20 protein-coding genes are annotated in these 25608 nt (G+C 71.4%); 11 read left to right on the plus strand and 9 right to left on the minus strand.

Features of this window, described 5'->3' with window-relative positions; all coding sequences use genetic code 11:
* Together E1287_RS18380 and E1287_RS43800 are read right to left on the minus strand one after the other, a co-directional pair.
* On the minus strand, positions 1–1343 hold a 1343-nt coding region (locus E1287_RS18380; RefSeq protein WP_243719164.1), incomplete at its 3' end, for a serine/threonine-protein kinase.
* Between the two features lie 12 nt (positions 1344–1355).
* Positions 1356–1640, minus strand: coding sequence for a DUF4282 domain-containing protein (locus E1287_RS43800; protein ID WP_165969077.1), 285 nt, complete (start codon positions 1638–1640; stop codon positions 1356–1358).
* A gap of 447 nt (positions 1641–2087) precedes the next feature.
* Between E1287_RS43800 and E1287_RS18390 the strand changes: the two genes are divergently transcribed.
* Entirely contained in the window at positions 2088–2705 is a 618-nt protein-coding gene (locus E1287_RS18390) for an A24 family peptidase (RefSeq protein ID WP_243719166.1), read from the plus strand.
* 14 nt (positions 2706–2719) lie between these two features.
* Here E1287_RS18390 and E1287_RS18395 read toward each other — a convergent pair whose 3' ends face one another.
* Entirely contained in the window at positions 2720–4480 is a 1761-nt protein-coding gene (locus tag E1287_RS18395) for an LCP family protein (RefSeq protein WP_131966186.1), read from the minus strand.
* 674 nt (positions 4481–5154) lie between these two features.
* On the opposite strand from E1287_RS18395, the gene E1287_RS18400 reads away from it, so the two are divergent.
* The 5 genes from E1287_RS18400 to E1287_RS18420 all read left to right on the plus strand — a co-directional run bounded on the left by E1287_RS18400 (position 5155) and on the right by E1287_RS18420 (position 10921).
* Positions 5155–5985 carry a hypothetical protein gene (locus tag E1287_RS18400; protein ID WP_131966187.1) on the plus strand — a complete coding sequence of 277 codons (831 nt, stop codon included), beginning with the start codon at positions 5155–5157 and terminating at the stop codon, positions 5983–5985.
* 12 nt (positions 5986–5997) lie between these two features.
* Complete coding sequence (locus E1287_RS18405; protein ID WP_131966188.1) at positions 5998–8022, plus strand: fumarate reductase/succinate dehydrogenase flavoprotein subunit; 2025 nt, start codon at positions 5998–6000, stop codon at positions 8020–8022.
* Entirely contained in the window at positions 8019–8789 is a 771-nt protein-coding gene (locus E1287_RS18410; RefSeq protein WP_131966189.1) for a succinate dehydrogenase/fumarate reductase iron-sulfur subunit, read from the plus strand. The genes E1287_RS18405 and E1287_RS18410 overlap by 4 nt, the downstream gene beginning before the upstream one ends.
* Before the next feature lie 336 nt (positions 8790–9125).
* Complete coding sequence (locus tag E1287_RS18415; protein WP_131966190.1) at positions 9126–9824, plus strand: Crp/Fnr family transcriptional regulator; 699 nt, start codon at positions 9126–9128, stop codon at positions 9822–9824.
* A gap of 83 nt (positions 9825–9907) precedes the next feature.
* A complete protein-coding gene (locus E1287_RS18420; protein WP_131966191.1) occupies positions 9908–10921 on the plus strand; it encodes a LysR family transcriptional regulator in 1014 nt (337 codons plus the stop codon).
* A 15-nt stretch (positions 10922–10936) separates the two neighbouring features.
* Here the strand turns inward: E1287_RS18420 and E1287_RS18425 are convergent, their stop codons facing one another.
* The 5 genes from E1287_RS18425 to E1287_RS18445 form a co-directional block, all read right to left on the minus strand.
* Entirely contained in the window at positions 10937–11686 is a 750-nt protein-coding gene (locus E1287_RS18425) for an arginase family protein (protein ID WP_131966192.1), read from the minus strand.
* A 22-nt stretch (positions 11687–11708) separates the two neighbouring features.
* Positions 11709–12461: a succinate dehydrogenase/fumarate reductase iron-sulfur subunit gene (locus E1287_RS18430; RefSeq protein WP_131966193.1), complete on the minus strand. Its 753-nt coding sequence runs from the start codon at positions 12459–12461 to the stop codon at positions 11709–11711.
* Positions 12458–14395: a fumarate reductase/succinate dehydrogenase flavoprotein subunit gene (locus E1287_RS18435; protein WP_131966218.1), complete on the minus strand. Its 1938-nt coding sequence runs from the start codon at positions 14393–14395 to the stop codon at positions 12458–12460. The genes E1287_RS18430 and E1287_RS18435 overlap by 4 nt, the downstream gene beginning before the upstream one ends.
* A gap of 2 nt (positions 14396–14397) precedes the next feature.
* Positions 14398–15087, minus strand: a complete 690-nt coding sequence (locus tag E1287_RS18440; protein ID WP_131966194.1) for a succinate dehydrogenase cytochrome b subunit — start codon at positions 15085–15087, stop codon at positions 14398–14400.
* Between the two features lie 177 nt (positions 15088–15264).
* Entirely contained in the window at positions 15265–16488 is a 1224-nt protein-coding gene (locus E1287_RS18445; RefSeq protein ID WP_243719168.1) for a SpoIIE family protein phosphatase, read from the minus strand.
* Between the two features lie 301 nt (positions 16489–16789).
* On the opposite strand from E1287_RS18445, the gene E1287_RS18450 reads away from it, so the two are divergent.
* Positions 16790–18496, plus strand: a complete 1707-nt coding sequence (locus E1287_RS18450; protein WP_131966196.1) for an ABC transporter ATP-binding protein — start codon at positions 16790–16792, stop codon at positions 18494–18496.
* Positions 18493–20223 (plus strand): ABC transporter ATP-binding protein, encoded by a 1731-nt coding sequence (locus E1287_RS18455; RefSeq protein ID WP_131966197.1) that lies wholly within the window; start codon positions 18493–18495, stop codon positions 20221–20223. Before E1287_RS18450 ends, E1287_RS18455 begins: the two co-directional genes overlap by 4 nt.
* A 16-nt stretch (positions 20224–20239) precedes the next feature.
* On the opposite strand, the gene E1287_RS18460 is transcribed toward E1287_RS18455, so the two are convergent.
* Complete coding sequence (locus tag E1287_RS18460; RefSeq protein WP_131966198.1) at positions 20240–22333, minus strand: prolyl oligopeptidase family serine peptidase; 2094 nt, start codon at positions 22331–22333, stop codon at positions 20240–20242.
* A gap of 251 nt (positions 22334–22584) precedes the next feature.
* Here E1287_RS18460 and E1287_RS18465 point away from each other — a divergent pair, with 251 nt between their 5' ends.
* The 3 genes from E1287_RS18465 (at position 22585) to E1287_RS18475 (ending at position 25594) form a co-directional block, all read left to right on the plus strand.
* Entirely contained in the window at positions 22585–24021 is a 1437-nt protein-coding gene (locus E1287_RS18465; protein ID WP_131966199.1) for a serine/threonine-protein kinase, read from the plus strand.
* An 81-nt stretch (positions 24022–24102) separates the two neighbouring features.
* A complete protein-coding gene (gene mshB, locus E1287_RS18470; RefSeq protein WP_131966200.1) occupies positions 24103–25002 on the plus strand; it encodes an N-acetyl-1-D-myo-inositol-2-amino-2-deoxy-alpha-D-glucopyranoside deacetylase in 900 nt (299 codons plus the stop codon).
* Between the two features lie 22 nt (positions 25003–25024).
* A complete protein-coding gene (locus E1287_RS18475; protein ID WP_131966201.1) occupies positions 25025–25594 on the plus strand; it encodes a DUF6113 family protein in 570 nt (189 codons plus the stop codon).
* The last annotated feature ends 14 nt before the right edge of the window (positions 25595–25608 follow it).

The following is a 25608-nucleotide window of genomic DNA, read 5'->3' on the forward strand; positions in this document are numbered from 1 at the left end:
TCGGGGTGGCGGCGGTCCTCGGCGAGGACGGCGAGGTTCGGCAGATCGTCGGCCGTCGTCCGGCGGCCCAGGTAGTGGGGCGGGAGCTCGGGGTCCAGCCACCGGACCAGGTGCAGCAGCTTCACGTCGGACGGCAGGCGCGTGGTGAGATGGCCGTCGACGAGGTCGATGCGGCCATCGTCGTCGGGCATTTCCGCGAGCCAGTCGCGCAGGCTCCGCCACGCCTCCCCGGACTCGCCGCGTGCGAAAAAGTATTGGGCGGCGTGATCCCAGTCTTCGATGAGCGCGCGCGCCAGTTCGTCCCGGCGGGTGAAACGGCGGCCTTTGAACGGGAGCCCGCTGCTTGTCTCAGGTTGCCGACTCTCTTCGGCTACCGGTGGGGAACCGCCGTCGAGCCATTCCTTTATTTGGGCGCCCGTCCATCTTTTGCGGGGGTCGCGGGTCAGGAGGCCCTGGCACAGCAGCCGCAGGCTCGGGTCGGGGACGTCGTCCGCGCTCACGGGCCGCGTCGCCAGATGGTCGACCACCACGGTCTCGCTCAGGCCCTGGAACGGGGCCCGGCCCGTCGCCATCTCCCGGACGATCATGCCGAGCGACCACCAGTCACGGGCGGGCGACACCTGTCCGGACAGCGACTCCGGCGCGGCGTAGGCCAGCGTCCGCGACGACGACGCGAACACCACGCTCTGATCGAGCACCTTGCTCAGCCCGAAGTCGGCGATGGCCAGGCGCACCGGGTCCGCGCCCAGCACCAGGACGTTCTCCGGCTTGAGATCGCGGTGGACGATGCCCGCCCGGTGCAGCGCCGTCAGGCCGTCCGCGAGCTGCGCGGCGAACTCGGCGGCGGTCTCCGCGGGGAGCGGCCCGTCCCGCAGCAGCGATCGCAGGTTGCCGTCGGGCGCGTAGGCGGCGACCTCGTAGTCGCGACCGTCGGCGTGGCCGGTCTCCAGGATCCGCAGGACGTGCGGCGAGTCCAGCGCCGGCAGCTTCGCCCAGACCTCCCGGTCGGCGCTGTACCCGCGGCGGAAGATCTTCGCCACGTGCTCGTCGCCGCGCGCGTCCCGTACCAGGAGCAGGTCCGACTCGGCGCCCTGGACGGGAAGCTCCGCGATCGCCTCGTACCGCTCGCCCAGCACGGCCGGGAGCCGCATCAGCGATTCGTTGCCGGTCGCCGCTTCGCCGTCCCGTCGCGTCTCCGACGGCGGACGCGACCCGGGGCGGGGCGCCGGGACCCGCGCGTCGCGCCGGGTCGACCCCGCGTCCGACGCGGGACCTGCGATGTCGCGCCGCGTGTCCTGCGGCGGCGTCCCGCCGCCGGGCCGGGTCTCGTCGAACTCGCCCACCAGCAGCCCCGTCTAGTCCTTGTCCTTGATGGCCCGCAGATACTCACTGATCTTGAACTGATTGATCACGAATTCGAGGACGATGCGCGTGATGAGCACCTGGAGGAGCCAGATGAACGGAGCCGCGACCAGGACGACGAGGCCGATCGACGAGCCCTCTTCGAGGTAGGCCAGCCCGTACCACGCCAGGACCAGCGAGACGAGGGTGATCGGGAGCAGCGACAGGGCATAGATGATCTTGACCAGTTTGGCGGTGATCATGTAGTCGAAGTTCAGGTCGAACAGCGTCCCGACCACGCCCTTGCCCGCCCGATCGCGGGGATACGGAGGCGTCCAGTCCTGGCGCGCGTTCTGCGGCCCGTACTCCGGGCCCGGCGGGCGAGGCCCGGGGACGGTGCCCGGTTGCTGCGGCGGACCTGGTTGCTGAGGTGGGGCCGGTTGCTGGGGTTGCGGCGGCGGGCCGTAAGGATCTCCCGGGTGACCGGCTCCCGGGTGCCCGGCACCGGGCTGGCCGGGAGCCTGCGGGCGCGGTGGTTGACCGGGGTCCGAGGGGTGCGTCATCGCCGTCGTCTCCAGTGTGAGGCCGCCTACAGGAAGACTCTAGAGCCTGCGCCCCGCCCGCGCCCGGGACGAACTGCGCCGCCGCCCGTCCGGCGCCGTGGAAGGACGGCGCATGTCCCCGTACCGTTGGGGTGCCGAGGTCGAAGCGAGGCCGGATCAGGGCGAGGTTCAGTGGTCGCGTTCGTGTTGCTTCCCGTGGGGCTCGTCGTCGGCCTGCTCTTGGCGCCGCTGGCGGCACCGTTCGCCGGCGACGTCCGGCGCCGCCGCCGCGTCATGATGGGCCTGGTCACGGCCGCCGTCTACGGGGTGCTCGGATGGCGTGTCGGGCCCGAGCCCGTCCTGCCCGCGCTGCTTTACCTCGCTGCGGTCGGCACACTCCTCGGGTTCATCGACATCAAGGCCAAGCGGCTTCCCGACCGGTTCACCCTGCCGTCCTACGGCATCGCGGCGGCGCTCCTCGCCGCGGCCGCGCCTTTCACCGACGACGGCCTGCGCCGTTTCGAGCACGCGCTCATCGGAATGGCGCTGCTGTTCGGGCTTTATTTCGTCCAGGCGTTCCTGGTTCCGTCCGGTATCGGCATGGGGGACGTCAAGCTGTCCGGTGTGCTCGGCCTCTACCTCGGCTGGTTCGGGCAGGACGCCTGGATACTGGGCCTTTTGGCGACGTACCTGTTCGGCGGGGCGGCCGGTGTCGGCATCATGATCGTCCGCCGTACCCGGAAAGGCGAGTTCGCGTTCGGCCCCTTCATGCTCGCGGGGGCGCTGCTCGCACTCCTCTCATTCTCCGCGCCCACGACCTGAACTCCACACGGACGTCAGCCGCACAGCTTCTCGCCGCCCTTGACCCCTCCGCCGATCTTGTGGATCGTCGGCGGGGCGAGCCGCAGGCCGTTCCGGCCGATGACGAGCCGCACGCCGTTCGCCGGAGCCGCGGCGTCGGGGGTGAGCAGCGCGTCGGGGACGTCTCGCGCGAGCGCCGACGCCTGCGCCTCCGCGGACGGCGCGAAGACGATGCGGCTCTCGGGCGCGGCGGCGCCCTTCTCGACCTTCTTCGCCACCTTGAAACCGCGTTGGCGGAGCTGCTTCACGACGCGCTTCACCAGCTGGTCCCGTCCACCCGCGGCGACGACCGTGACGTTCACCTTGCCGGGGGCCGGCGGCGCCTGCTTCGCCTTGACTGGCTCGGCCGGCTCCGCTGGCAGGTCGTTGTCGTGGCGGACCGCGTCGAACAGCGGCTTGGCCAGCTCCTGGTTCCACTGGACGCGGTTCGGGTCCGGCGCGTACCGCTCGACCGGGACGGTCACGAACCGCACCTGACCAGCGCTCATGCCCTTGAGACCGTCGGCCAGCTTCCGCATCGCGGACAGGTCCAGCTCGTCGTCCGTCGTCACCGACTTGGTCGCGGCCTTGAGGAACTTGTACGTCTTCGCCGGGTCGGTGAGGACTTTGCCGCTGGTCGCCTTGTCGACGACCGCGGCCATGAACTTCTGCTGGCGTTCGATCCGCTCGAGGTCGGACCCGTTCCCGAGCGAGTACCGGGCCCGCACGTAGCCGAGGGCCTGCTCGCCCTTGACGGTCTGCTTCCCGGCCTTCAGATAGAGCTCCGCCCGCGGGTCGTTGACGGGCTTGTCGACGCAGATCTCGACGCCGCCCAATGCGTCCACCATGCGCTTGAAGCCCGAGAAGTCCACCTGGACGAAATGGTCGATGTGGATGCCTGTGAGCGACTCCAGCATCTTCCATGTGCAGGTCGGCCCCGCGAACGCGAACGCCGAGTTCAGCATCCCGAACCGCCCCGGAACGGTCCCGCCCTTCTCTTTCTCGCACGCGGGGATTTTCACCATCGAGTCACGCGGAAAGCTGATCCCGACCGCCTGGTCCCTGTTGGGCGACAGGTGCAGCAGGATCGCCGTGTCCGACCGCGCCCCCGCGAACTCGGCCGACCCGCCGTACTCGGCGTTGTCGCCCTCACGCGTGTCGGACCCGATCAGCAGAATGTTGAGCGACTTGTTCAGCTTCTTCGGACGGTCGGCGCCGAGCTGATCGGTGACGTGCTTCGTCCTGATCCCGCCGACCAGATCGTGATACAGCCACGCCGCTCCCGCGCCCCCGAGAAGCATGACGACGACCAGGCCGAACGCGACCCGCCGAAGCACCCTCCGCGGCCGCTTGCCTCCACCATCCGCGGCGCCCTTCTCCCCGTCCTCAGGGGCCGGCGCGTCTTTGGCACGGTCCTGCCGCGTTTCGGCTTCAGCAGCCTCGGACGTGTCCTGGCCGGACGCGGCTGACGTGTCGTCCGTGGGGCCGTCCGCCCGCGTCACGTTCACCGACCCCGCGTCACCCGAAGCGGCTTCCTCCGGTTCTGGTGCGCTTTCGGCGCTGTCCGGCGGCGTCTCGGCTGGTGCTTCGGCGGGTGTGGTGCCGCGTAGTCGGGTTTCGTCGAAGACGACGCCGGCGGTCGGTGAGGTGTCCTTCTGGCCGGACGCGCGCGGGTCGGTCGCGGTGTCATCGGCTGAGGTGCTGGGTGCGGCCTGGTCCCCCGCGAGGTCGTCGCGGCCGGGGTCGTTGTCGCTCATCGGTCCCGTCTCGGCGCGGGCCCTGGTCAGGGCGCGTGATTTACGTAGTCCGTCAGTTCAGGAAGGCGGCGGGAGCCACGGGGGAGCGTGCACCTCCACTTATTTGATGCGCGAGACGTCCGTTCTGTTGACAAGTGCGCGGAAAACCTGGCGTCGTGACGGTGCGGTGCCGGTTCGCGGCTTTCCGTGCGGCCGGCGCCGTGAACGCGGGCCGGATGATCGGGCTCCGGTTCGCCATGATCACCCGGATCGGGACGGGGAGGGTCCTCGGGGGCCGGGTGACCTGCGCCGAGGAGGCGGCGTCCGGATCGGTCATGCCTTTGCGTGCTCGTCTCCATTCCGCTGGGCAATAACAACTGGTTATGGATGACGGGCGGTGCCGAGGGGGCCTTCGGCGGATAAAGTCTGTGGTCAGACTCACATATGGGTTCTCCCTGTTATGTATGTCACAGCTCCCGTCAGGTGGCGTAAGGTCGCTTCGCTAGAAGCGCACACGAGGCGTCACCGCCCGCATGCGGCACGGCCTCCGGCCGCCGTCCGCGGCCCCGGCAAGGGGCGCTCGACCAAAGGGCCGAGGGTTCTGACCCAGGGGCGACGGCCGGGCGCGACGGACGCGTGGGTGCGCGCAGACCGTGATACGGGGACATGACGACCCGAGCTCAGGAGAGCGATCGATGAGCACTGTGGAGGCGCCGGCTAAGTCGCGCGCCCAGATCAAGGAACGCACGCTCCGGAAGGACAACTGGCGCCTGTATCCGGTCACGACCTTCGTGATCTTCACGGCATGGGTGGTGTACGCGACGGTCCGGGCCTTCTGGGGCTCGGCGTTCTACGTCCCGGAATTTCACTACCTGACGCCGTTCTACTCGCCGTGCTTCAACGAGATCTGCAACAACGTGACGGTGAACGGCCACACCGGGAACGCGGCGGAATTCGGGACGTTCCTGCCCGAGTCCACCCGGGGCTGGATCCCGTTCGCGGCGATCTCGCTGCCGTTCCTGCTGCTGTTCCGGCTCACCTGCTACTACTACCGGAAGGCGTACTACCGCTCGTTCTGGGCGTCGCCGTCCGCGTGCGCGGTGAAGGAGCCGCACGGCAAGTACACCGGCGAGCGGCGTTTCCCGCTCATCGGGCAGAACCTGCACCGCTACTTCTGGCTCGCGGCCGTCCTCATCTCGCTCGTCAACACCTACGACGCGATCCTCGCCTTCCACGGCAAGGACGGCGGGTTCGGCATCGGGCTCGGCACGCTCATCCTGGTCGCGAACGTGGTCCTGCTGTGGCTGTACACCCTGTCGTGCCACTCGTGCCGGCACATCGTCGGCGGACGGTTGAAGAACTTCTCCAAGCACCCGTTCCGGTACCGGATGTGGGGCTGGGTGTCCAAGATCAACGAGCGGCACGGCATGTACGCGCTGATCACCCTGGGCTCGCTGGTGGTCGCCGACCTGTACGTCGCGCTCGTCGCCAGCGAGACCATCTCCGACCTGCGTATCTTCAACTGAGGCCAAGGAATCATGACTGAGATCGAGAGGCACTCGTACGACGTCGTGGTCATCGGTGCCGGCGGCGCCGGGCTGCGCGCGGCGATCGAGGCGCGCCTCCAGGGCAAGAAGACCGCGATCATCTCCAAGTCGCTGTTCGGCAAGGCGCACACGGTGATGGCCGAGGGCGGCGCCGCCGCGGCGATGGGCAACATCAACTCCAACGACAACTGGCAGGTCCACTTCCGCGACACCATGCGCGGCGGCAAGTTCATGAACAGCTGGCGGATGGCGGAGCTGCACGCCAAGGAGGCCCCGGACCGCATCTGGGAGCTGGAGCACTGGGGCGCGCTGTTCGACCGCACCAAGGACGGCAAGATCAGCCAGCGCAACTTCGGCGGGCACGAGTACCCCCGGCTCGCGCACGTCGGCGACCGGACGGGCCTGGAGCTGATCCGCACCACGCAGCAGAAGGTCGTCGCGCTGCAGCAGGAGGACCACGCCGAGCACGGCGACTACGAGGCCCGGCTGAAGGTGTGGGCCGAGACGACCGTGACGCGGCTGCTCAAGGACGGCGACGGCAAGATCTGCGGCGCGTTCGGCTACGTCCGCGAGACCGGCAAGTTCGTCGTGTTCGAGGCGCCCGCCGTGGTGCTCGCGACGGGCGGGATCGGCAAGGCGTTCAAGGTCACGTCCAACTCCTGGGAGTACACCGGGGACGGGCACGCGCTGGCGCTGCTGGCCGGCGGGACGCTGCTGAACATGGAGTTCGTGCAGTTCCACCCGACGGGGATGGTCTGGCCGCCGTCCGTCAAGGGCATCCTCGTGACCGAGTCGGTGCGCGGCGACCGCGGCGTCCTGCGGAACTCCGAGGGCAAGCGGTTCATGTTCGACTACATCCCCGAGGTGTTCAAGCACCAGTACGCGACCACCGAGGAGGAGGGCGACCGCTGGTACGACGACCCCGACAACAACAAGCGCCCGCCCGAGCTGCTGCCGCGCGACGAGGTGGCGCGCGCGATCAACTCCGAGGTCAAGGCGGGACGGGGATCGCCGCACGGCGGGGTGTTCCTCACCGTCGTCGACCGGATGCCGGGCGGCGCCGAGGAGATCAGGCGGCGGCTGCCGTCGATGTACCACCAGTTCAAGGAGCTGGCGGACGTCGACATCACCGCGGAGGCGATGGAGGTCGGCCCGACCTGCCACTACGTGATGGGCGGCGTGGAGGTCGACCCTGACACCGGCGCCGCGCTGGTGCCGGGGCTGTTCGCGGCGGGCGAGGTCTCCGGCGGCATGCACGGCTCGAACCGGCTCGGCGGCAACTCGCTGTCCGACCTGCTGGTGTTCGGGCGGCGGGCCGGGCTCGGCGCGTCCGAGTACATCGACGGGCTGGACGCGCGTCCCGCGGTCCCGGACGCGGAGGTCGACGCGGCGACGGCCGAGGCGCTGGCGCCGTTGGAGCGGGAGGGCGGCGAGAACCCCTACGCCGTCCACGCCGAGCTGCAGCAGACGATGAACGAGCTGGTCGGCATCATCCGCAAGGAGGGGGAGCTGGAGCAGGCGATCGCGTCGCTCGGCAAGCTCCGCGAGCGGATCGCGAACGTCGGCGTCGAGCCGGTCGCGGTCGGCGACGGCGGCCGCGGCTACCACCCCGGCTGGCACCTCGCGCTCGACCTGCGCAACATGCTGCTGGTGTCGGAGGCCGTCGCGAAGGCGGCGCTGGAGCGGCAGGAGAGCCGCGGCGGCCACACCCGCGACGACTACCCGCAGATGTCCGCGGACTGGCGGAAGATCAACCTGGTCTGCTCGCTGGCCGGCGACCCGGCGTCCCCGCACGTCGAGCTGAAGCGGCAGGCGATGACGCCGATGCGGGACGACCTGCTCGAACTGTTCGACAACGACGAGCTGAAGAAGTACCTGACCGCTGAGGAACTGCCGGCGGGCTTGGCGGAGGAGGCCAAGACCGAGGAGGCGGAGGCCGCGGCGGGGTCCGGCGCGACCTCGGCGAAGGCCAAGGACGGCGCAGGGGCCAAGGACGACGAGGAGGACGGCCGATGAGCTACGAGGCCAAATTCAAGGTCTGGCGCGGCGACGACGGGGACGGCGAGCTCACCGACTACACCGTCGAGGTGAACGAGGGCGAGGTCGTCCTCGACATCATCCACCGGCTGCAGGCCACGCAGGCCCCCGACCTCGCCGTCCGGTGGAACTGCAAGGCGGGCAAGTGCGGCTCCTGCTCCGCGGAGATCAACGGCATGCCGCGGCTGCTGTGCATGACCCGGATGTCGACGTTCGACCCGGACGAGACGGTCACGGTCACGCCGGTCCGCACGTTCCCCGTCATCCGCGACCTCGTGACGGACGTGTCGTACAACTACCAGAAGGCGCGGGAGATCCCGTCGTTCGACCCGGGCGACGCCAAGCCCGGCGAGCTGCGCATGCAGCAGGTGGACGTCGAGCGCTCGCAGGAGTTCCGCAAGTGCATCGAGTGCTTCCTGTGCCAGAACGTCTGCCACGTCATCCGCGACCATGAGGAGAACAAGGCCGAGTTCTCCGGCCCACGCTTCCTGATGCGGATCGGGGAGCTGGAGATGCACCCGGCGGACGTCGCGGACCGGCGCGAGATCGCGGCGAAGGACCACGGGCTCGGGTTCTGCAACATCACCAAGTGCTGCACCGAGGTCTGCCCCGAGCACATCAAGATCACCGACAATGCGCTGATCCCGATGAAGGAGCGGGTCGTCGGCCGCAAGTACGACCCGGTGGTGTGGCTCGGCAGCAAGCTCGGCATCGTCAAGAAGGGCCAGGACACCCCGTCCGCCTGACGGGCACGGGCCCGGTGACCTGCGGGCCGAGGTTTCGCGAGCGTCCCCCGCCGCCCCGCGCGACGGGGGGCGCTCGCGTTTCCGTCCCGCGAGAACGACGCTCTGGCACGCGGCGTCCCCGTTTCGTGACGGGCGGCGTGCCCCCGGGCCGCCGCCCGTCGTACCGCCGTTCCCCTGAACGCGGTGGACGCTGGGTGGCCTCCCGGCCGCACACGCCATGAGCAACCCTCGCCCACGCCCGGCCGTTCGAGTAGGGATTAGTGCACACAACGCGTGATTGAACCGTGATTGTTTTCCGGGACCCGGGGAAGCCCAGGTCCCTTTAGCGTGGTGGGCATGAGCGCCCTCGAACCGGGCTCGTTCCTTGCCGATCTCACTCGGGCGGAACGCGAGGACCTGGAGTCACGTGGCCGCGTCCGCGACTTCGAACGAGGGGACACGCTCTTCGTGGAGGGGGAGCAGCCGGGCTGGGTCGCCGTCCTGCTGAGGGGCCGGGTGAAGGCGTTCTCCTACCGGGAGCAGGGCGGTGAGGCGCTGCTCGCGGTGCGCGGACCGGGCGCGCTGCTCGGCGAGGTCGCCGCGATCGACGGGCAGCCGCGCTCCGCGTCGGTGGCGGCGCTGGAGCCGGTGCGGGCGCTCGCCGTCAGGGCGGACGAGTTCATGGCGTTCCTGCAGGCCCACGGGCGCGTCTCCATCATCATCATGCGGATGCTGTGCCAGCGCTGGCGCGACGCCGACCGCAAGCGCGCCGAGTTCGGCATGTTCGACGCGACCGGACGCGTCGCGCAGCGGCTCGTGGAGCTGGCCGAGCGGTTCGGCGTCCCGTACGAGCGGCGGACGGGCCCCGGGGCGGGCGGGCAGAGCGTCCGCATCACGCTGAACCTGTCGCAGGAGGAGCTGGCGGGCTGGGTCGGCGCGTCCCGGGAGGCGGTCAGCAAGGCGCTACGGACGCTGCGCGCGCACGGCTGGATCGAGACGGGACGGCGGCGGCTGATCGTCCACGACCTCCAGGCCCTGCGCCGCCACGCCCGCTGACCGGGACGGCCCGCCGACGGGAAGGGCCGCTAGCGGCACTGCGGCTGCGGGCGGTTGGAGGGGCGGCACGTAATCTGTGCTGGATGCAGTTGCAGCAGCTCGCCTACTTCGTCGCGGTCGCGGAGGTACGCCACTTCACGCAGGCCGCCGAGCTCCTGCGGGTGGCGCAGCCTTCGCTGTCCAAGCAGATCCGTGCGCTGGAGACGGAACTCAACGTCTCCCTGTTCAGCCGCGCCAGGGGCAACATCACTCTGACGCCCGCCGGCGAGGCCCTGCTGCCACTGGCCAAGCGCATCTTGGCCGATGTCGACACCGCCCGCCTGGAAGTGCAGGAGCTGGCGGGCTTGAGGCGTGGGCGGGTACGGCTGGGCGCTACACCGTCCCTCTGCGCGGGCCTGCTGGCGGACGTTCTGCGCCGCTTCCACGACACCTACCCAGGTATTCAGCTCATCGTCGAAGAGGGAGGCTCGCGGGATCTCGTCCGGGAGCTGACGCGTGGGTCACTCGACATGGCCCTGGTCATTCTTCCGCTGCACGGTGACCCGCCCCTGGACACGACGCCGATTCTGCGTGAATACCTCGTCGTGGCTTCTCCGGCCGGTCGCCCGTCCGATACTGAGCACGGCGTCCCGGAGCGGTCGCTCAAGGCGGCGACGCTGCCGCGCCGTCCGTATCTGCGGATCGAGGATCTCCGGAACCGTCCGCTGGTGATGTTCCGTCCGGGCTACGACCTTCGTGAGGCGACCATCAGCGCGTGCCGCGAGGCGGGGTTCGAGCCCAGGTTCGCGGTGGAGGGCGGTGAGATGGACGCCGTGCTGCGGTTCGTCGAGGTCGGGCTCGGGATCGCGGTCGTCCCGAGCATGGTCCTGTCCGGACGGCCCGGGCTGCGCGGGACGCCCCTCGTCCTGCCCGACGAGGAGGCGCGGCGCGGTCATCACGGCCCCGGCCTCCTCCGGACGATCGCGCTCGCCCACCGCAAGGACGTCGAACTGACCCACGCGGCACGCGCCTTCCAAGACACCCTGCAGACGTTCCTGGTAGAGGCGGGCCTTGCCGGAAGCCTTCCCGCAGGCGTCGAAACCCTCGTCCACGACTAGCGCTGCCGGCCGCGCTCAGTCGGACAGGAGGGCCTTGAGGAGGCGGGCGCGGGTGGAGGCGTCGTCGCCTCCTTGGGGCGGGTGCCAGGGGCAGGCGATGTTCAAAGCGGCGACGCGCCCCGTGGCCATGATGCGGCGGACGGACGCGAGCACTGCGTCGGTCGACGGGCCGTCGCCGACGGGGTACTTCAGGCCGGGCAGCTCGTCCTTGTCGATGACGTCCACGTCGATGTGGAGGAGGAGCGGACCGCCGGGGAGGACGACGTCGTCCACCGGGCACTGCCGCACCCTCGACGTCGCCAGGAAGTCCTTCTCGCCCGGGTCGAGGTCGCGGGCGTCCACCAGGACGGCGCGCTCCTCGGGCAGCGGCCGGAGCCCGATGCGGTCGGCGAGCAGTTCGGGGTGGTCGCCGATGATCTGCCGCAGCGGCATCCCGCCGAGGTACCCGGACGTGGAGCTCTCCAGCGAGTGGATGTCGCCGTGCGCGTCGAACCAGATGACGGACGCGTCCACGCCCGCCCGCTGCACGCCCGCGAGGACGGCCTCGGCGATCAGGCAGTCGCCGGACACCACCGACGGCACCGTCCCGCCGGTGACCTGGTCGGCGACCTCGGCGGAGACGAGTTCGTACAGTGCGGCGAGCCGCGTCCAGACGTCGCCTTCCGGCAGGTCGCGCGTCACCTGGACGACGTCGGGGCGGGGCAGGGGGAAGGACGAGTCGGGCAGCAGTTCGTCCTGGTGGTAGGGCACGAGTGTGACTGTCATGCGATCACAGTAGAAGGCGGGGTCAGCGCTGCTTGCCGCCTGCGGTCGCCTTCAGGTAGTCGTGGTTGAGGCGGCCGATGACGTCCAGCGGGATGCCCTTCGGGCAGGCGGCGGTGCATTCGCCCGTGTTGGTGCAGCCGCCGAAGCCCTCCTCGTCGTGGGTGTCCAGCATGGACACGACTCGGTCCCAGCGTTCCGGCTGCCCCTGCGGCATCAGGCCGAGGTGGGTGACCTTGGCGCCGAGGAACAGGGCGGCGGACCCGTTGGGGCAGGCCGCGACGCAGGCGCCGCAGCCGATGCATTCGGCGGCCTCGAAGGCCCGGTCGGCGTCCGGCTTCGGGACGGGCGTCGCGTGCGCCTCCGGTGCGGTGCCGGTCGGGGCGGTGATGAAGCCCCCCGACTGGATGATCCGGTCGAACGCCGAGCGGTCCACGACCAGGTCCTTCACCACGGGGAACGCGGCCGCGCGCCACGGCTCGACGTCGATGACCTCGCCGTCGCGGAACTTGCGCATGTGGAGCTGGCACGTGGTGGTGTTGCGCTCCGGGCCGTGCGGGGTTCCGTTGATGACGAGCGAGCACATGCCGCAGATGCCCTCGCGGCAGTCGTGGTCGAACGCGACGGGCTCCTCGCCGGACGCGATGAGCTTCTCGTTGAGGACGTCCAGCATTTCCAGGAACGACGCGTCGGGGGAGATGTCGTCGAGCTTGTACTCGACCATCCCGCCCTTGTCCTCCGGGCCGCTCTGGCGCCAGATGCGCAGTGTGAGCTTCACTTGTACGACCTCTGAGTCGGCTTGACGTAGTCGAAGTTGAGGGACTCTTTGTGGAGGACGGGCCGTTCGCCTTCCCCGGCCCATTCCCAGGCGGCGACATAGCTGAAGTTGTCGTCGTCGCGCTTGGCCTCGCCGTCCTCGTCCTGGCTCTCGGCACGGAAATGGCCGCCGCAGGACTCGGTGCGGTGCAGGGCGTCGATGACCATCAGCTCGGCCAGCTCGAAGAAGTCGGCGACGCGTCCCGCCTTCTCCAGTTGCTGATTCAGTTCTTCGCCCTTGCCGGTGACCTTGACGCGCTCCCAGAATTCGGCGCGCAGGGCGGGGATGAGGTCGAGCGCCTTGCGCAGCCCTTCCTCGGTGCGCTCCATTCCGCAGTACTCCCACATGATGTGGCCGAGTTCGCGGTGGAAGGAGTCGACGGAGCGGTCGCCGTCGACCGCCAGGAGCTTGTCGATGCGCGTCCTCACCCGTTCTTCCGCTTCGGTGACGGCGGTGCCGGCGACGGGCGGGAGCGGGTTGCGGGCGATGTAGTCGCCGATGGTGTTCGGCAGGACGAAATAGCCGTCCGCCAGGCCCTGCATCAGCGCGGACGCGCCGAGGCGGTTCGCGCCGTGGTCGGAGAAATTCGCCTCACCGATGACGAACAGACCCGGAATGGTGGACTCCAGGTCGTAGTCCACCCACAGGCCGCCCATCGTGTAGTGGACGGCCGGGTAGATGCGCATTGGCGTGTCGTACGGGTTCTCGCCGGTGATGCGCTCGTACATCTGGAAGAGGTTGCCGTACTTGGCCTCGACCTTGTCCCGGCCGAGCCGCTCGATGGCGTCGGCGAAGTCGAGGTAGACGCCGAGCCCGCCGGGGCCGACGCCGCGCCCCTCGTCGCACACGTTCTTGGCGGCGCGGGACGCGATGTCGCGCGGCACGAGATTGCCGAACGACGGGTAAATGCGCTCCAGGTAGTAGTCGCGCTCGTCCTCCGGAATATCATAAGGCTGGCGCGTGTCGCCGTGCTTCTTCGGCACCCAGACGCGCCCGTCGTTGCGCAGCGACTCCGACATCAGCGTCAGCTTGGACTGGTGGTCGCCGCTGACCGGAATACACGTCGGGTGGATCTGCGTGTAGCACGGGTTGGCGAAAAGCGCGCCGTGCCTATGGGCGCGCCAGGACGCGGTGACGTTCGAGCCCATCGCGTTGGTCGAAAGGAAGTAGACGTTGCCGTAGCCGCCGGACGCCAGCACGACCGCGTCCGCCGTGTAGTGCTTGATCTCGCCGTTGATGAGGTTCCGGACGACGACGCCCCGCGCCCGCCCGTCCTCCATGATGAGGTCGAGCATCTCGTGGCGCGGGTACAGCTCCACGTTGCCCGCGTCCACCTGCCGCATCAACGCCTGGTACGCGCCGAGCAGCAATTGCTGGCCCGTCTGCCCGCGCGCGTAGAAGGTGCGGGACACCTGCGTCCCGCCGAAGGAGCGGTTGTCGAGCAGGCCGCCGTACTCGCGGGCGAACGGGACGCCCTGCGCGACGCACTGGTCGATGATGTTCCGGGAGATGTCGGCGAGCCGGTACACGTTCGACTCGCGGGAGCGGAAGTCGCCGCCCTTGACCGTCTCGTAGAACAGCCGGTACACGCTGTCGCCGTCGTTGCGGTAATTCTTGGCGGCGTTGATGCCGCCCTGCGCGGCGATCGAGTGGGCGCGGCGCGGGGAGTCCTGAAAGCAGAACTGCTGGACGTGGTACCCGGCCTCGCCGAGCGTCGCGCCGGCAGAACCGCCCGCCAGGCCCGTGCCGATGATGATGACCTTCTTCTTGCGCTTGTTGGCCGGGTTGACCTGCCTGGCCTCGAACTTGCGGGTCGTCCAGCGGTCCTCGATCGGCCCGCCCGGGGCCTTGGAGTCGGCGATCGGCTCGCCGGACTGGTAGAAGGCGTCGATCATGATCAGCTCACCCACCCGAATGTGATGGACAGGGGGACGGCGGCGAAGCCGAGCGTGATCAGCCCGGCGACGGACGCGGCGAGGCCCCGCAGGGCGCGCTCGCGGCGCGGCGTGCGCAGCCCGAGGGTCTGGAACGCGCTCCAGATGCCGTGGTGGAGGTGCAGGCCGACGAGCACGACCGCGAGGACGTACCAGACGGTGATGTACCAGCGGGCCGGGTCGAAGTCGGCGACCATCCGCTCGTAGGGCGTGGCGTCGGAGCCCTTGGGGTTGACGACGAAGAACGTCAGGTCGAGCAGGTGCCAGACGACGTACACGGCGATGATGACGCCGCCGTACCGCATCGTGCGGACGGCGTAGCCCTGCGCATGCGACTTCTTCTTCGACTGGTACTTCACCGGACGCGCGGCGGACGCGCGCCGGGCCAGCGACACCGCCGACCACATGTGCAGGACGATCGACACCCCGAGCACGACCTCGATGAGCGTCAGGACGGTCCGGCGCGGCACCGCGGGCTCGCCGATCGTGCGCAGCCAGTGCGCGTAGTGGTTGAAGTCCTCCGCGCCCATGAAGATCTTCAGGTTCCCGACCATGTGCGCGATCAGGTACAGCACGAGGATGCCGCCGGTCACCGCCATGACGGCCTTCTTGCCGACGGTCGACCGGTAGATCGCGGGTATCGCTATAGCCACACCGCGGACGCTACGTCTGCCTTGGGCAAGAGTTCCAAGTCATCAGGGCACTCGTTTTCATAGCCGCAGGCTATGAAGCGAGCAGAACGGGCATTAAGCGTCTTCGGCGACAAACGGGCAGGTGAGTGACTTCACAGGACGTCCGGGAACCCGTCCCGGAGTGATCCAGAGAACACCTCAGACCTGGCGGGACAGGAGAAGGACGGCCAGGTCGTCGGTCAGCGCGCCACCGTTGAGACGTTCCACTTCGCCGACGAGCTCGTCGATGAGCGACCGTCCGGCGATGTCCTTGCCGCGCGCCGCGTGCGCCAGCTCGACCAGGCCATCGGTGCCGAGCCGCTCGGAGCCCTCGCCGACCCGTCCCTCGATCAGGCCGTCGGTGTAGAGCAGCAGGCTCCAGGACTCGCCGAGGTCGATCTCGGTCGTCGGCCACTCCGCGCCGGGCACCAGCCCGAGCGCGGGCCCGTGCGCGTACTCCGGCAGCGCCGAGACCTCGAAACCGCCCGCTCCCGGGATGCCGGGCGTCTCGCGGAAGAGCAGCGGCGCGGGATGCCCGGCCAGGTGCATCCGGGCGGTCCGCCGGGACGGCGCGATCGTGATCATGCAGAGTGTGGTGAAGATCTCCTCGTTGCGCCGCTCGTGGCCGAGGACGGTGTCGAGGGTGCCGAGGAGCTGCTCGCCGGTGTGCCCGGCGAGGACGAGCGTCCGCCACGCCATCCGGAGCTGGACGCCGAGGGCCGCCTCGTCCGGGCCGTGGCCCGCGACGTCCCCGATCATCAGGTGGACGGCGCCGCCCTCGGTCTGCACCGTGTCGTAGAAGTCGCCGCCGAGCAGCGCCCGCCGCCGGCCGGGCCGGTAGCGGGTGTGGTGCCGCAGCGACGGGTCGTCGATCAGCGGGACGGGCAGCAGCCCGCGCTCCAGCCGGGCGTTCTCGCGGCCGAGGATGCGGGCCTCGACCAGCCGCCGCTCGGTCTCCTCCGACCGCTTGCGCTCGATGGCGTAGCGGACGGCACGGGCCAGCAAAGGCGCGTCGACCTCCTGTTTCACCAGGTAGTCCTCGGCTCCGGCCGCGACGGCCTGCACGCCGAGGTGCGCGTCGTCCAGCCCGGTGAGGACGACCACGGCGGCCGCCCCGGACAGCGCGAGCACCTGCCGCAGCCCCTCCAGCCGGTCGATGCCGGGGGTGGACAGGTCGACGAGGATGCACTGGGTGCGCCGCGTCAGCGCCCGCCGCGCGGTGGCGAGGTCGCCGGCGACCTCGATCCCGACGTCCAGGCCGCTCTCGGCGAGCATCTTCTCGACCAGGAGGACGTCGGAGGGGTCGTCGTCGATGAGGAGCAGCTCGATCCTGTCCTCTGCCCCGGGCGTGAAGGGATGCGTCTGATGACTGAAGGTGCTCACAATGCTTCCGAAGTCGGGCTTGCGACGGCACTGGCAACGGCTTGCGCGTTCCGCTTTATTCCTGCGGCCGCAGGGGGGAGCGGTACGGGCGCGCCGGGGGAGCGGCATTGGCCTAGCCGCCGGGTTCCCGGCTCATGGAGCGGAGGGAGGGGGCGCTCCGTCGATCCGACCTTAGCGTGTCCGCACGCCCCGGCGCACCCTAGGGGCTCCCCCGCAGGGCTGTTTACGGACGGTCCGAAACCGAACCCGCCTGCTGAAAAACCAGTCGAACTGAGGGCGATCGGCTGCATAACCTTCGTCCGTGAAGCCGTTGCCGGAAAAAGATCCTGGCAGCCCCGACCACAGAACCCCAGCGCGCTACCTCCTGTGGCTGCTGCGCGTCCAATGGCGCAGTTGCACCGCCGGCGCGCTTCTCGGCGTCGTGTGGATGCTCAGCCAGGCCCTCATGCCCGCCGCGATCGGCCGCGCCATCGGCGACGGCGTCGTGGCGCGGGACGAGCGCGCCCTGCTGGCGTGGGGCGGCGTGCTGCTCGGTCTCGGCGTCCTGGCGGCCGTGACCGGCGCGTTCCGGCACCGGTTCGCGGTGTTCAACTGGCTGTCGGCCGCGTACCGGACGGTCCAGCTCGTCACCCGCCAGTCCACCCGCCTCGGCGGGACGCTGCCGAAGCGGCTGAGCGCGGGCGAGGTCGTCAGCATCGGTCTGTCGGACGTCTCGCACATCGGCGACACCCTCGACATCGTCTCCCGCGGGTCGGGCGCCGTCGTCGCGATCGTCGCCGTGGCGGGCATCCTGCTGTCGACGTCGCCGCCGCTGGGGCTGATCGTGCTGGTGGGCGTCCCGCTGATCCTCGCCATCGCGGCGCCGCTGCTGCGCCCCTACCGGGACCGGGAACTGGCGCACCGGGAGCTCGTCGGCGAGCTGAGCACGCACGCCACCGACCTGGTCGCGGGCCTGCGGGTGCTGCGCGGCATCGGCGGCGAGCCGCTGTTCTCCCGCCGCTACCGCGCCGAGTCACAGCGGGTGCGGGCGGCGGGGGTCGCCGCCGCGCGGGCCGAGACGCGGCTGAGCGGCGCCGAGGTGCTGCTCCCCGGCCTGCTGATCGCGCTGGTGACGTGGGTCGGCGCCCGGTTCGCCGTCAACGGGACGATCGGTGTCGGCGAGCTGGTCGCGTTCTACGGCTACGCCGTCTTCCTGATCGTCCCGCTGAAGACCCTGGGCGAGGCCGCCGGCAAGATCACCAAGGGGCTGGTGGCGGCGGGGCGGGTCACCGCGCTGCTGGCCATCGACCCCGAGCTGCCGGACGCCGGGACCGCCCGTCCGGCGGCGGGCGGCGACCTGGTCGACATCGCGTCCGGGCTGGTCGTGCGGCCGGGACGGGTCACCGCGATCGCCGCGGCCGACCCGCGCGACGCGCAGGCGATCGCCGACCGGCTCGGCCGGTACGCGCCCGGCGAGGTCGACTACGGCGGCGTCCCACTGTACGCGGTGGCGGACCTCAGGAAGCGGATCCTGGTCGCGGTGAACGAGGACCGCCTCTTCGCCGGGCCATTGAGCGAGTCACTGGCGCCCGACAAAGACGAGGCCACTTTGCGCGCCGCGATCCATTCCGCATGCGCCGAAGACGTCGTCGCGTCTTCCGGATTGGACGCCTATGTGGCAGAGGCCGGACGGGAGTTCTCCGGCGGCCAGCAGCAACGGCTCCGGCTCGCACGGGCGCTCGCCGCCGACCCGGACGTCCTCGTCCTAGTGGAGCCCACCAGCGCCGTCGACGCGCACACCGAGGCGCGTATCGCCGACAGGCTCCGTCCAGCGCGGGCGGGACGCACCACCGTGGTGTGCACGACAAGCCCGCTCATGCTGGACCGGGCCGACCACGTGGCCTTCGTCCAGGACGGCCAGATCGTCGCAGAAGGAACGCACCGCGACCTGCTGGAGACCGAGCCGCGCTACGCGGCCACCGTCACCAGAGGAGAAGCGACGGAACCAGCGGAAAGGGCAGGACGGTGAGCGCGGAGACACTGCCTGTCGCGACGCCCGCGCAGGTGCGCGCGTACGCGCGGCGGCTCGTCGTGCGGCACCCGCGCGACCTGGCCGCCGTGCTGGCCCTGCACGCCCTCGCCGCCGTGACGGGCCTGGTGACGCCGCGCCTGCTCGGCGCGCTCGTCGAGGACGTCCGCGACGGCCGCGCCGACGTCGACACGACCGGCCTGGCCATCGCCGCCTTCGTGATCGTGCAGGCCGTGCTGACCAGGTTCGCCTACCTCGCGTCCGCGAAGCTGGGCGAGCGCGTGCTGGCGGAGCTGCGCGAGGAGTTCGTCGACCGCGTCCTGGCCCTGCCGCTGTCGCGGGTCGAGCGGGCGGGCACCGGCGACCTGGTCACCCGCGCGTCCCGGGACGTGGACACGCTCGGCACGTCCGTCCGGTACGCGATGCCGGAGACGCTCGTCGCGATCGTCGTCGGCGGGTTCACGGTCGGCGCGCTGCTGCTGAACGGGCCGCTCGTCGCGCTGCCCGCGCTGGTCGCCGTCCCGATGCTGTGGGCGGTGTGGCGCTGGTACCTGCCCCGCGCGCACGGCGGCTACATGCGGGAGAACGAGTCCTGGTCGCGGATCGCGGACGGGCTCACCGAGACCGTCCAGGGCGCCCGGACGGTCGAGGCGCTCGGCCTCGCCGGCCGCCGCCACGCCCGCGGCGACGCCGACATCGCCCGCTCGTACAAGGCCGAGCGGTACACGCTGCGGCTGCGCATGGTGGTGTTCCCGGCGGCCGAGTTCGGTTTCGTGCTGCCCGTCGTGACGACCCTGGTGGCCGGAGGCTTCCTCTACATCCACGACATGGCGTCGCTCGCGCAGGTCACCGCCGCGACCCTGTACGCGCAGCAGCTCATCCAGCCGGTGGACACGCTGCTGTCCTGGCTGGACGAGCTGCAGCTCGGCGGCGCGTCCCTGGCCCGCCTGCTCGGCGTCGGCAACGTCCCGCCGGACCGGACGCCGAACGGCCGCAGCCCGGAAGGGGAGCGGCTCACGGCCCGCGACGTCCGCTACGCCTACCGCCCGGGGCAGGACGTCCTGCACGGCGTGGATCTCGACCTGAGACCCGGTGAGCGGCTCGCGATGGTCGGGCCCAGCGGCGCGGGCAAGTCCACGCTCGGCCGCCTGCTCGCCGGGGTGGACGGCCCGCGCTCAGGGAGGGTCGCAATCGGCGAGGCCGGAGGCGATGTGCCGCTGGTCGAGCTTCCCCTGGACGATCTGCGTGGCCATGTCTCCCTGGTCACGCAGGAGCATCACGTGTTCCGCGGGACGATCCGAGAGAACCTTGTGATGGCCCGTCCGGGCGCGTCCGACGCCGACATCGAGCGGGTCCTCGCCGCGGTCGACTGGGACGGGCCCGACCTCGGCACCGTCGTCGGCTCCGGCGGCGAGACGCTGTCGCCCGCCCAGGCGCAGCAGCTCGCGCTGGCGCGGCTCGTCCTGGCGGATCCGCACACGCTCGTCCTGGACGAGGCGACCTCGCTCCTCGACCCGCGCGCGGCCCGCCGCCTGGAGCGCTCGCTCGCCGCCGTCCTCGACGGGCGGACCGTCGTGGCGATCGCGCACCGCCTCCACACCGCGCACGACGCCGATCGCGTCGCCGTCGTGGAGGACGGCCGCATCACCGAACTCGGCACCCACGACGAACTCATCGCCGCGAACGGCTCCTACGCCGCGCTCTGGCGGTCCTGGCACGGAGCCTGAGCGCGGCGCGGACGGCCTACTTCGCCAGGGCGGTCTTGAGGAAGTCCACCTGCAAGTGCATCAGGTTCTCCGCGACGACTTCCTGCGGAGTCATGTGCGTGACGCCCGACAGGGGCAGGACGGTGTGCGGGCGTCCCGCCGCGAGCAGCGCCGACGACAGGCGCAGCGTGTGGGCCGCGACGACGTTGTCGTCCGCCAGGCCGTGGATGATCATGAGCGGGCGCTTCAGCTCGCCGGCCGACTCGATGAGGGAGTTCGCGGCGTAGTTCTCCGGCTCCTCGTCGGGATGGCCCAGGTAGCGCTCGGTGTAGTGGGTGTCGTACAGGCGCCAGTCGGTGACCGGCGCGCCCGCGACGCCGGCGTGGAACACGTCCGGGCGGCGGAGCACGGCGAGCGCCGCGAGCCAGCCGCCGAACGACCAGCCGCGGATCCCGACGCGGTCGAGGTCGAACGCGGCGGGGTTCCGGCGCGCCGCCTCGATCAGCGCGGTGATCTGGTCGTCCAGGACGGGCCCGGTGAAGTCGCCGTGGACGGCGCGGTCCCACTCAGGGCCGCGTCCCGGGGTGCCGCGGCCGTCGGCGATCACGACGGCGAAGCCCTGGTCGGCCAGCCACTGCGCCTCGCAGTACATGCGCTGGACGGCGAGGACGCGCTGCGCCCCCGGCCCGCCGTAGGGGTCCATGAGGACGGGCAGCCGCCCGTCGCCGGACTTCCACCCCGTGGGCAGCAGGACCGCGGTCCGGATCTCGTGGTCGCCCGAGCGCAGCAGCTCCACCCGCGGCGTGATCACCGGCGTCTCCGCGAGCGACACGACCGGGTGGGTGCCGGACGGCGTCCGCACCTCGACCTCAGTGCCGGGACGGTCCAGCCGCGCGCCCGCGACCACCGTGATCTCGCCGGAGGCCGTCCCGCTGAAGACGCCCTGCCCTTCGGTGTGCCGGGCCACCTCGCCGTCGTTCCAGGTGTAGAGGTGGACCTCGGTGGGCTCCTCCGACGCGGTGAACAGAATGGATCGTCCGTCCACCCCTAGAACCGACCGGACCTGCAGCCCGCCGGGCGTGACGGGCTCCCCGGCGACGGTGATCCGCCGGGTGCCGGCCGCGCGGTCCTCGGTGACCCAGACGAGGTCGCCGTCGCCGGTCCGGGCGGGCAGCCCGGCGACGATATCGGTCCACGCCGCGTCCGACTCGGTGTGCAGGAGGGTCGTCTCGCCCGACGCCGGGTCGACGCTCAGCACCCGCTGGGACCGCTGGTCGCGCGGCTGGACGACGATCAGCAGCCCATGCCGGTCCCACGCGGCCGTGACGACGTAGGGGAACATGCCCCGGTCCCACGCCACCGCCGTCCTGGCGTCCGGACGACCGCCGTCGATCTTGAACAGCACCAGCCCCACCAGCGCGTTCGGGGTGCCCGCCGCCGGGTAGGCGATCTCGGCGGGCGGCGCCTCCGGGTTCGCGGGGTCGGCGATGTGCCAGCGCAGCACGGGCGTCTCGTCGACGCGGGCGGCCAGCAGCGTCCCGCCGTCCGGGGCCCACCAGTGCCCCCGCATCCGGTCCATCTCCTCCGCCGCGACGAACTCCGCGAGACCGTAGGAGACCTGGTCGGACTCCGGCTGGACGAGCGCCCGGTCGTCCGTGCCGTCCATCTCGATGAGGCGCAGCGTCCGGCCCGACACGTAGGCGATCCGGCGCCCGGCGGGGTCGGGGCGCGGGTCGAAGACGGGCTCCTGCGCGGGCAGCTCGCGCACGATCGCGGTGTCGAGATCGGCGACGTAGAGGCGTCCGCCCAGGGTGAAGGCGGCCTGCCGCATGGCCCGGTCGGTGGCGTAGCCGACGATGCCGCCCGCCTGCTCGCGGGCGCGCTCGCGCCGGGCCCGCTCCTCGGCGGGCAGGTTCTCCTCGCCGGGGACGTCGAGCGCCGCCGGGTCGGCGACGCACCGCTCCTCGCCGGTGCCGGTGTCCAGCGTCCACAGGCAGGTCACCGGGTCGTCGCCCGCCCTGGTGCGCAGGAACGCGACCCGGGACTCGTCCGGTGCGATCTGGAAGGCGCGCGGGACGCCGAGGCTGAACCTTCGCGTGCGGGCGCTCTGCCGCGGATAGCTGATGCTCATGGAATCCGAGTCTGCCAGCCGCGGATCGCCTCGCCGCAGAGCGGCCGGACGGAATCGGGCGGGCGTCTGGGTGGAATCGAGCGGCGTCCGGGTGAAATCGGGCGGAGGAAGTGCGGCGCGCGGCGGCCCCGTACCCCTATGATCACGGGTCGTCGCCTGGTGAGCCGGGAATGTCACGTGCCCGGTACCGGCCTCGCGTAAGCTCAAAGCTTCCCCAAGCACATTTGTCGTCGCGCTCTGAGGAGTGGTCCATGCCGGAGCTGCAGCCGGGAGATCCCCGGCGGCTGGGCTCGTACGAGATCGTCGAACGGCTCGGCGAGGGCGGCCAGGGAGTCGTCTACGCCGGCCTCGACGCCTCCGGGAACAAGGCCGCCATCAAGCTGCTGCGCGCCGACCTGGCCGCCGACGCGATGGCCCGCAACCGGTTCGTCCGGGAGGCGCAGGCCGCCAAGCAGGTGGCGCGGTTCTGCACCGCGCAGGTCCTGGAGGCCGACGTCGCGGGCGACCAGCCCTACATCGCCAGCGAGTACGTGCCGGGCCCCTCGCTGTTCAAGCAGGTCACCGAGGGCGGCCCGATCTCCGGGGCGACGCTGGAGCGGCTCGCGATCGGCACCGCGACCGCGCTGGTCGCGATCCACCAGGCCGGGATCGTGCACCGCGACTTCAAGCCGCACAACGTGATCATGGCGCCGGACGGCCCGCGGGTGATCGACTTCGGCATCGCGCGGGCCTTCGACACCGACCAGACCAACGCGACGAAGGCGATCGGCACCCCGTCGTACATGGCGCCCGAGCAGGTGGCGGGCGCCACCCTCACCGAGGCCGTGGACGTGTGGGCCTGGGCCACCACGATCGTGTTCGCCGCGACCGGGCGCCCGCCGTTCGGCGACGACACCGTCGTCGCGGTGATCAACCGGGTGATGCACGAGCCGCCGTCGCTGGAGGGCGTGCCCGCCGACCTGCACCGGATGATCGCCGCGTGCCTGGTCAAGGAGCCGGAGCGGCGGCCGACCGCGCAGCAGCTCATGATGGCGCTGATCGGCAGCGGCCCGGGCGGCGGGCCGACCCGCATGGACGACCCCGCGCAGGCCACCACCATGCTCGCCGAGGGCTCCACGCTCGCGGCGGGCGGCATCGCCGGCGCCGGGATGGCGGCCGCGGCCGGACGGACGCAGCCGCCGGGCGGGGCGACACGCCGCGTGTCCCCGGCCGAGTACACCGGCAACCTGCCGCCCGCGCGCTCCCCGTACGGGGCCGGTCCGCCGCCCGGCGGCCGCCGCGCCGGGTACGACGACTGGGAGCCGGAGCGCAAGTCCAAGTGGCCGATCGTCGCGGCCGTCGCCGCGATCCTCGTCCTGGCGCTGGTCGTGGGCGTGTACGCGGCTACCCGCGGGAGCAACGACCCGTCCTCGCCCGTCTCCCCGTCGGTCACCGACTCCGGGTCCGTCTCGGAGGCGCCGACGACGGAGGAGGAGGAAGAGCCGACGCCGACCCGCACCCGGACGCGCGAGAACACGCCCCCGCCGGACACCGAGCCTCCGCCGACCACCCCGACCGACGACGGCACGCCGCCGACCACCCCGACCGACGACGACACGCCGACCCCGCCGACGACCACGCCGCCCGACGACGGTGGTGGCGGCGGTGGCGGTGGTGCCGGCGGTCAGCCGCCGCCCGCCGTTCCCTGAGCCGCTGGTGCGGGGCCGCGGGACCCGCCCGGGCAGGGCGGTCGACCACCGTGCTCCGGCCCCTGAGTAGGCTCGTTTCCTATGAAGGAGCCGCGGATCCTGTTCGTCCACGCCCATCCGGACGACGAGTCCATCGGGACCGGGGCGACCATGGCCAAGTACGCCGCCGAGGGCGCCCACGTCTGTCTCGTCACGTGCACGCTGGGCGAGGAGGGCGAGGTCATCCCCGAGGAGCTGCGCCATCTGGCCTCCGACAAGGAGGACCGCCTCGGCGAGCACCGGATCGGTGAGCTCGCGGCGGCGTGCGCGGCGCTCGGCGTCCGCGACCACCGCTTCCTCGGCGGCCCGGGCCGCTGGCGCGACTCCGGGATGATGGGCGCGCCCACCAACGACGACCCGCGCTGCTTCTGGCGCGCCGACGTCGACACCGCGGCGCTGGACCTCGTCGCCGTGATCCGGGACGTCCGGCCGCAGGTGATCGTCACCTATGACGAGCGCGGCAACTACGGCCACCCCGACCACATCCAGGCGCACCGCGTCGCGTGGCGGGCGTTCGAGCTTGCCGCCGACCCCGCCCACGAGGACGGCGCCGAGCCGTGGCGGGCCGCCAAGTTCTACGCCTACGCCACGCCGCGGACCGTCCTCGCCCGCGCGATCGCCGTGATGCGGGAGGCGAAGCTGCCGTTCGCGCGCGTCGCCGGGCTGGACGAGCTCGGGTCCGGCGTCCCCGACGGGCAGGTCACCACGGTCGTGGACGCCCGCGCGCACCTGGCCGCCAAGCTCAGCGCCCTGCGCGCCCACCGCACCCAGATCGTCGTGGCGCCCGAGCAGGTCGGGCCGTTCTTCGCGCTGTCGAACAACCTGGGCCAGCAGGCGTTCGGCACCGAGTACTTCATCCTCCAGGCGGGCGAGCCGGGCCCGGTCGGCGCCGGGCGCCGCGAGCGCGACCTGTTCGCCGGGCTGGCGGACCCGCGCGGCTGAGCGCCTCTATACCCTGGAGTCCGTGGACGAACACGATGACGAGACCCGGGTGAGCCTCGCCAAGCAGGGCCTTCCCGCGCACGGCGGTCCGCCGGGGCATCCCGTGCCGCCGGGGCATTCCGTGCCGCCGGGGCATTCCGTGCCGCCCGTGCCGGACGGCGAGGCCCCGCTCGACGCGGTCGTGTCCGGCGCCGCCTACGCGGTGCTCGGGCTGCTCGGCGCCGTGTACGGGGTGGTCGGCTCGTTCGTCCAGGACTGGACGGTGGACCGGGTGCCGGTCGCGTCGATCGTCCTCGCCCTGGTGCTGTTCGCCGTGGTGCGGCTGGCGGGCTGGGGGATGGGCGGCCGGACGGGCCCCGTCATCATGGTGCTCGCCTGGCTGATCGTCGTGTTCATCCTGTCGAACGAGGGGCCAGGCGGCGATCTCGTCATGCCCTCGGAGCTGAGCGACAAGACCAACTACGCCGGGTACGTCTACATCATCGGCGGGCTGGCCGCGGCGGTGCTCGCCGTGCTGCGCGTCCGTCCCGCCGGGCCGTCCGGGCAGTGGCTCCTCGGCCGAGCCGGCCGGACGGGCCGCACCGGCCAGTAAGGCCCCGGCCGGTT

This window comes from Actinomadura sp. KC06, from assembly GCF_004348735.1.
Classification (GTDB): domain Bacteria; phylum Actinomycetota; class Actinomycetes; order Streptosporangiales; family Streptosporangiaceae; genus Spirillospora.

Bases quoted from the DNA above. Each gene is read 5' to 3' on its own strand.
- E1287_RS18435 (WP_131966218.1), bottom strand. From the start codon at position 14,395: ATGATCGACGCCTTCTACCAGTCCGGCGAGCCGATCGCCGACTCCAAG.
- E1287_RS18405 (WP_131966188.1), top strand. From the start codon at position 5,998: ATGACTGAGATCGAGAGGCACTCGTACGACGTCGTGGTCATCGGTGCC.
- E1287_RS18395 (WP_131966186.1), bottom strand. From the start codon at position 4,480: ATGAGCGACAACGACCCCGGCCGCGACGACCTCGCGGGGGACCAGGCC.
- E1287_RS18420 (WP_131966191.1), top strand. From the start codon at position 9,908: ATGCAGTTGCAGCAGCTCGCCTACTTCGTCGCGGTCGCGGAGGTACGC.
- E1287_RS18465 (WP_131966199.1), top strand. From the start codon at position 22,585: ATGCCGGAGCTGCAGCCGGGAGATCCCCGGCGGCTGGGCTCGTACGAG.
- mshB (WP_131966200.1), top strand. From the start codon at position 24,103: ATGAAGGAGCCGCGGATCCTGTTCGTCCACGCCCATCCGGACGACGAG.
- E1287_RS18460 (WP_131966198.1), bottom strand. From the start codon at position 22,333: ATGAGCATCAGCTATCCGCGGCAGAGCGCCCGCACGCGAAGGTTCAGC.
- E1287_RS18425 (WP_131966192.1), bottom strand. From the start codon at position 11,686: ATGACAGTCACACTCGTGCCCTACCACCAGGACGAACTGCTGCCCGAC.
- E1287_RS18415 (WP_131966190.1), top strand. From the start codon at position 9,126: ATGAGCGCCCTCGAACCGGGCTCGTTCCTTGCCGATCTCACTCGGGCG.
- E1287_RS18400 (WP_131966187.1), top strand. From the start codon at position 5,155: ATGAGCACTGTGGAGGCGCCGGCTAAGTCGCGCGCCCAGATCAAGGAA.
- E1287_RS18410 (WP_131966189.1), top strand. From the start codon at position 8,019: ATGAGCTACGAGGCCAAATTCAAGGTCTGGCGCGGCGACGACGGGGAC.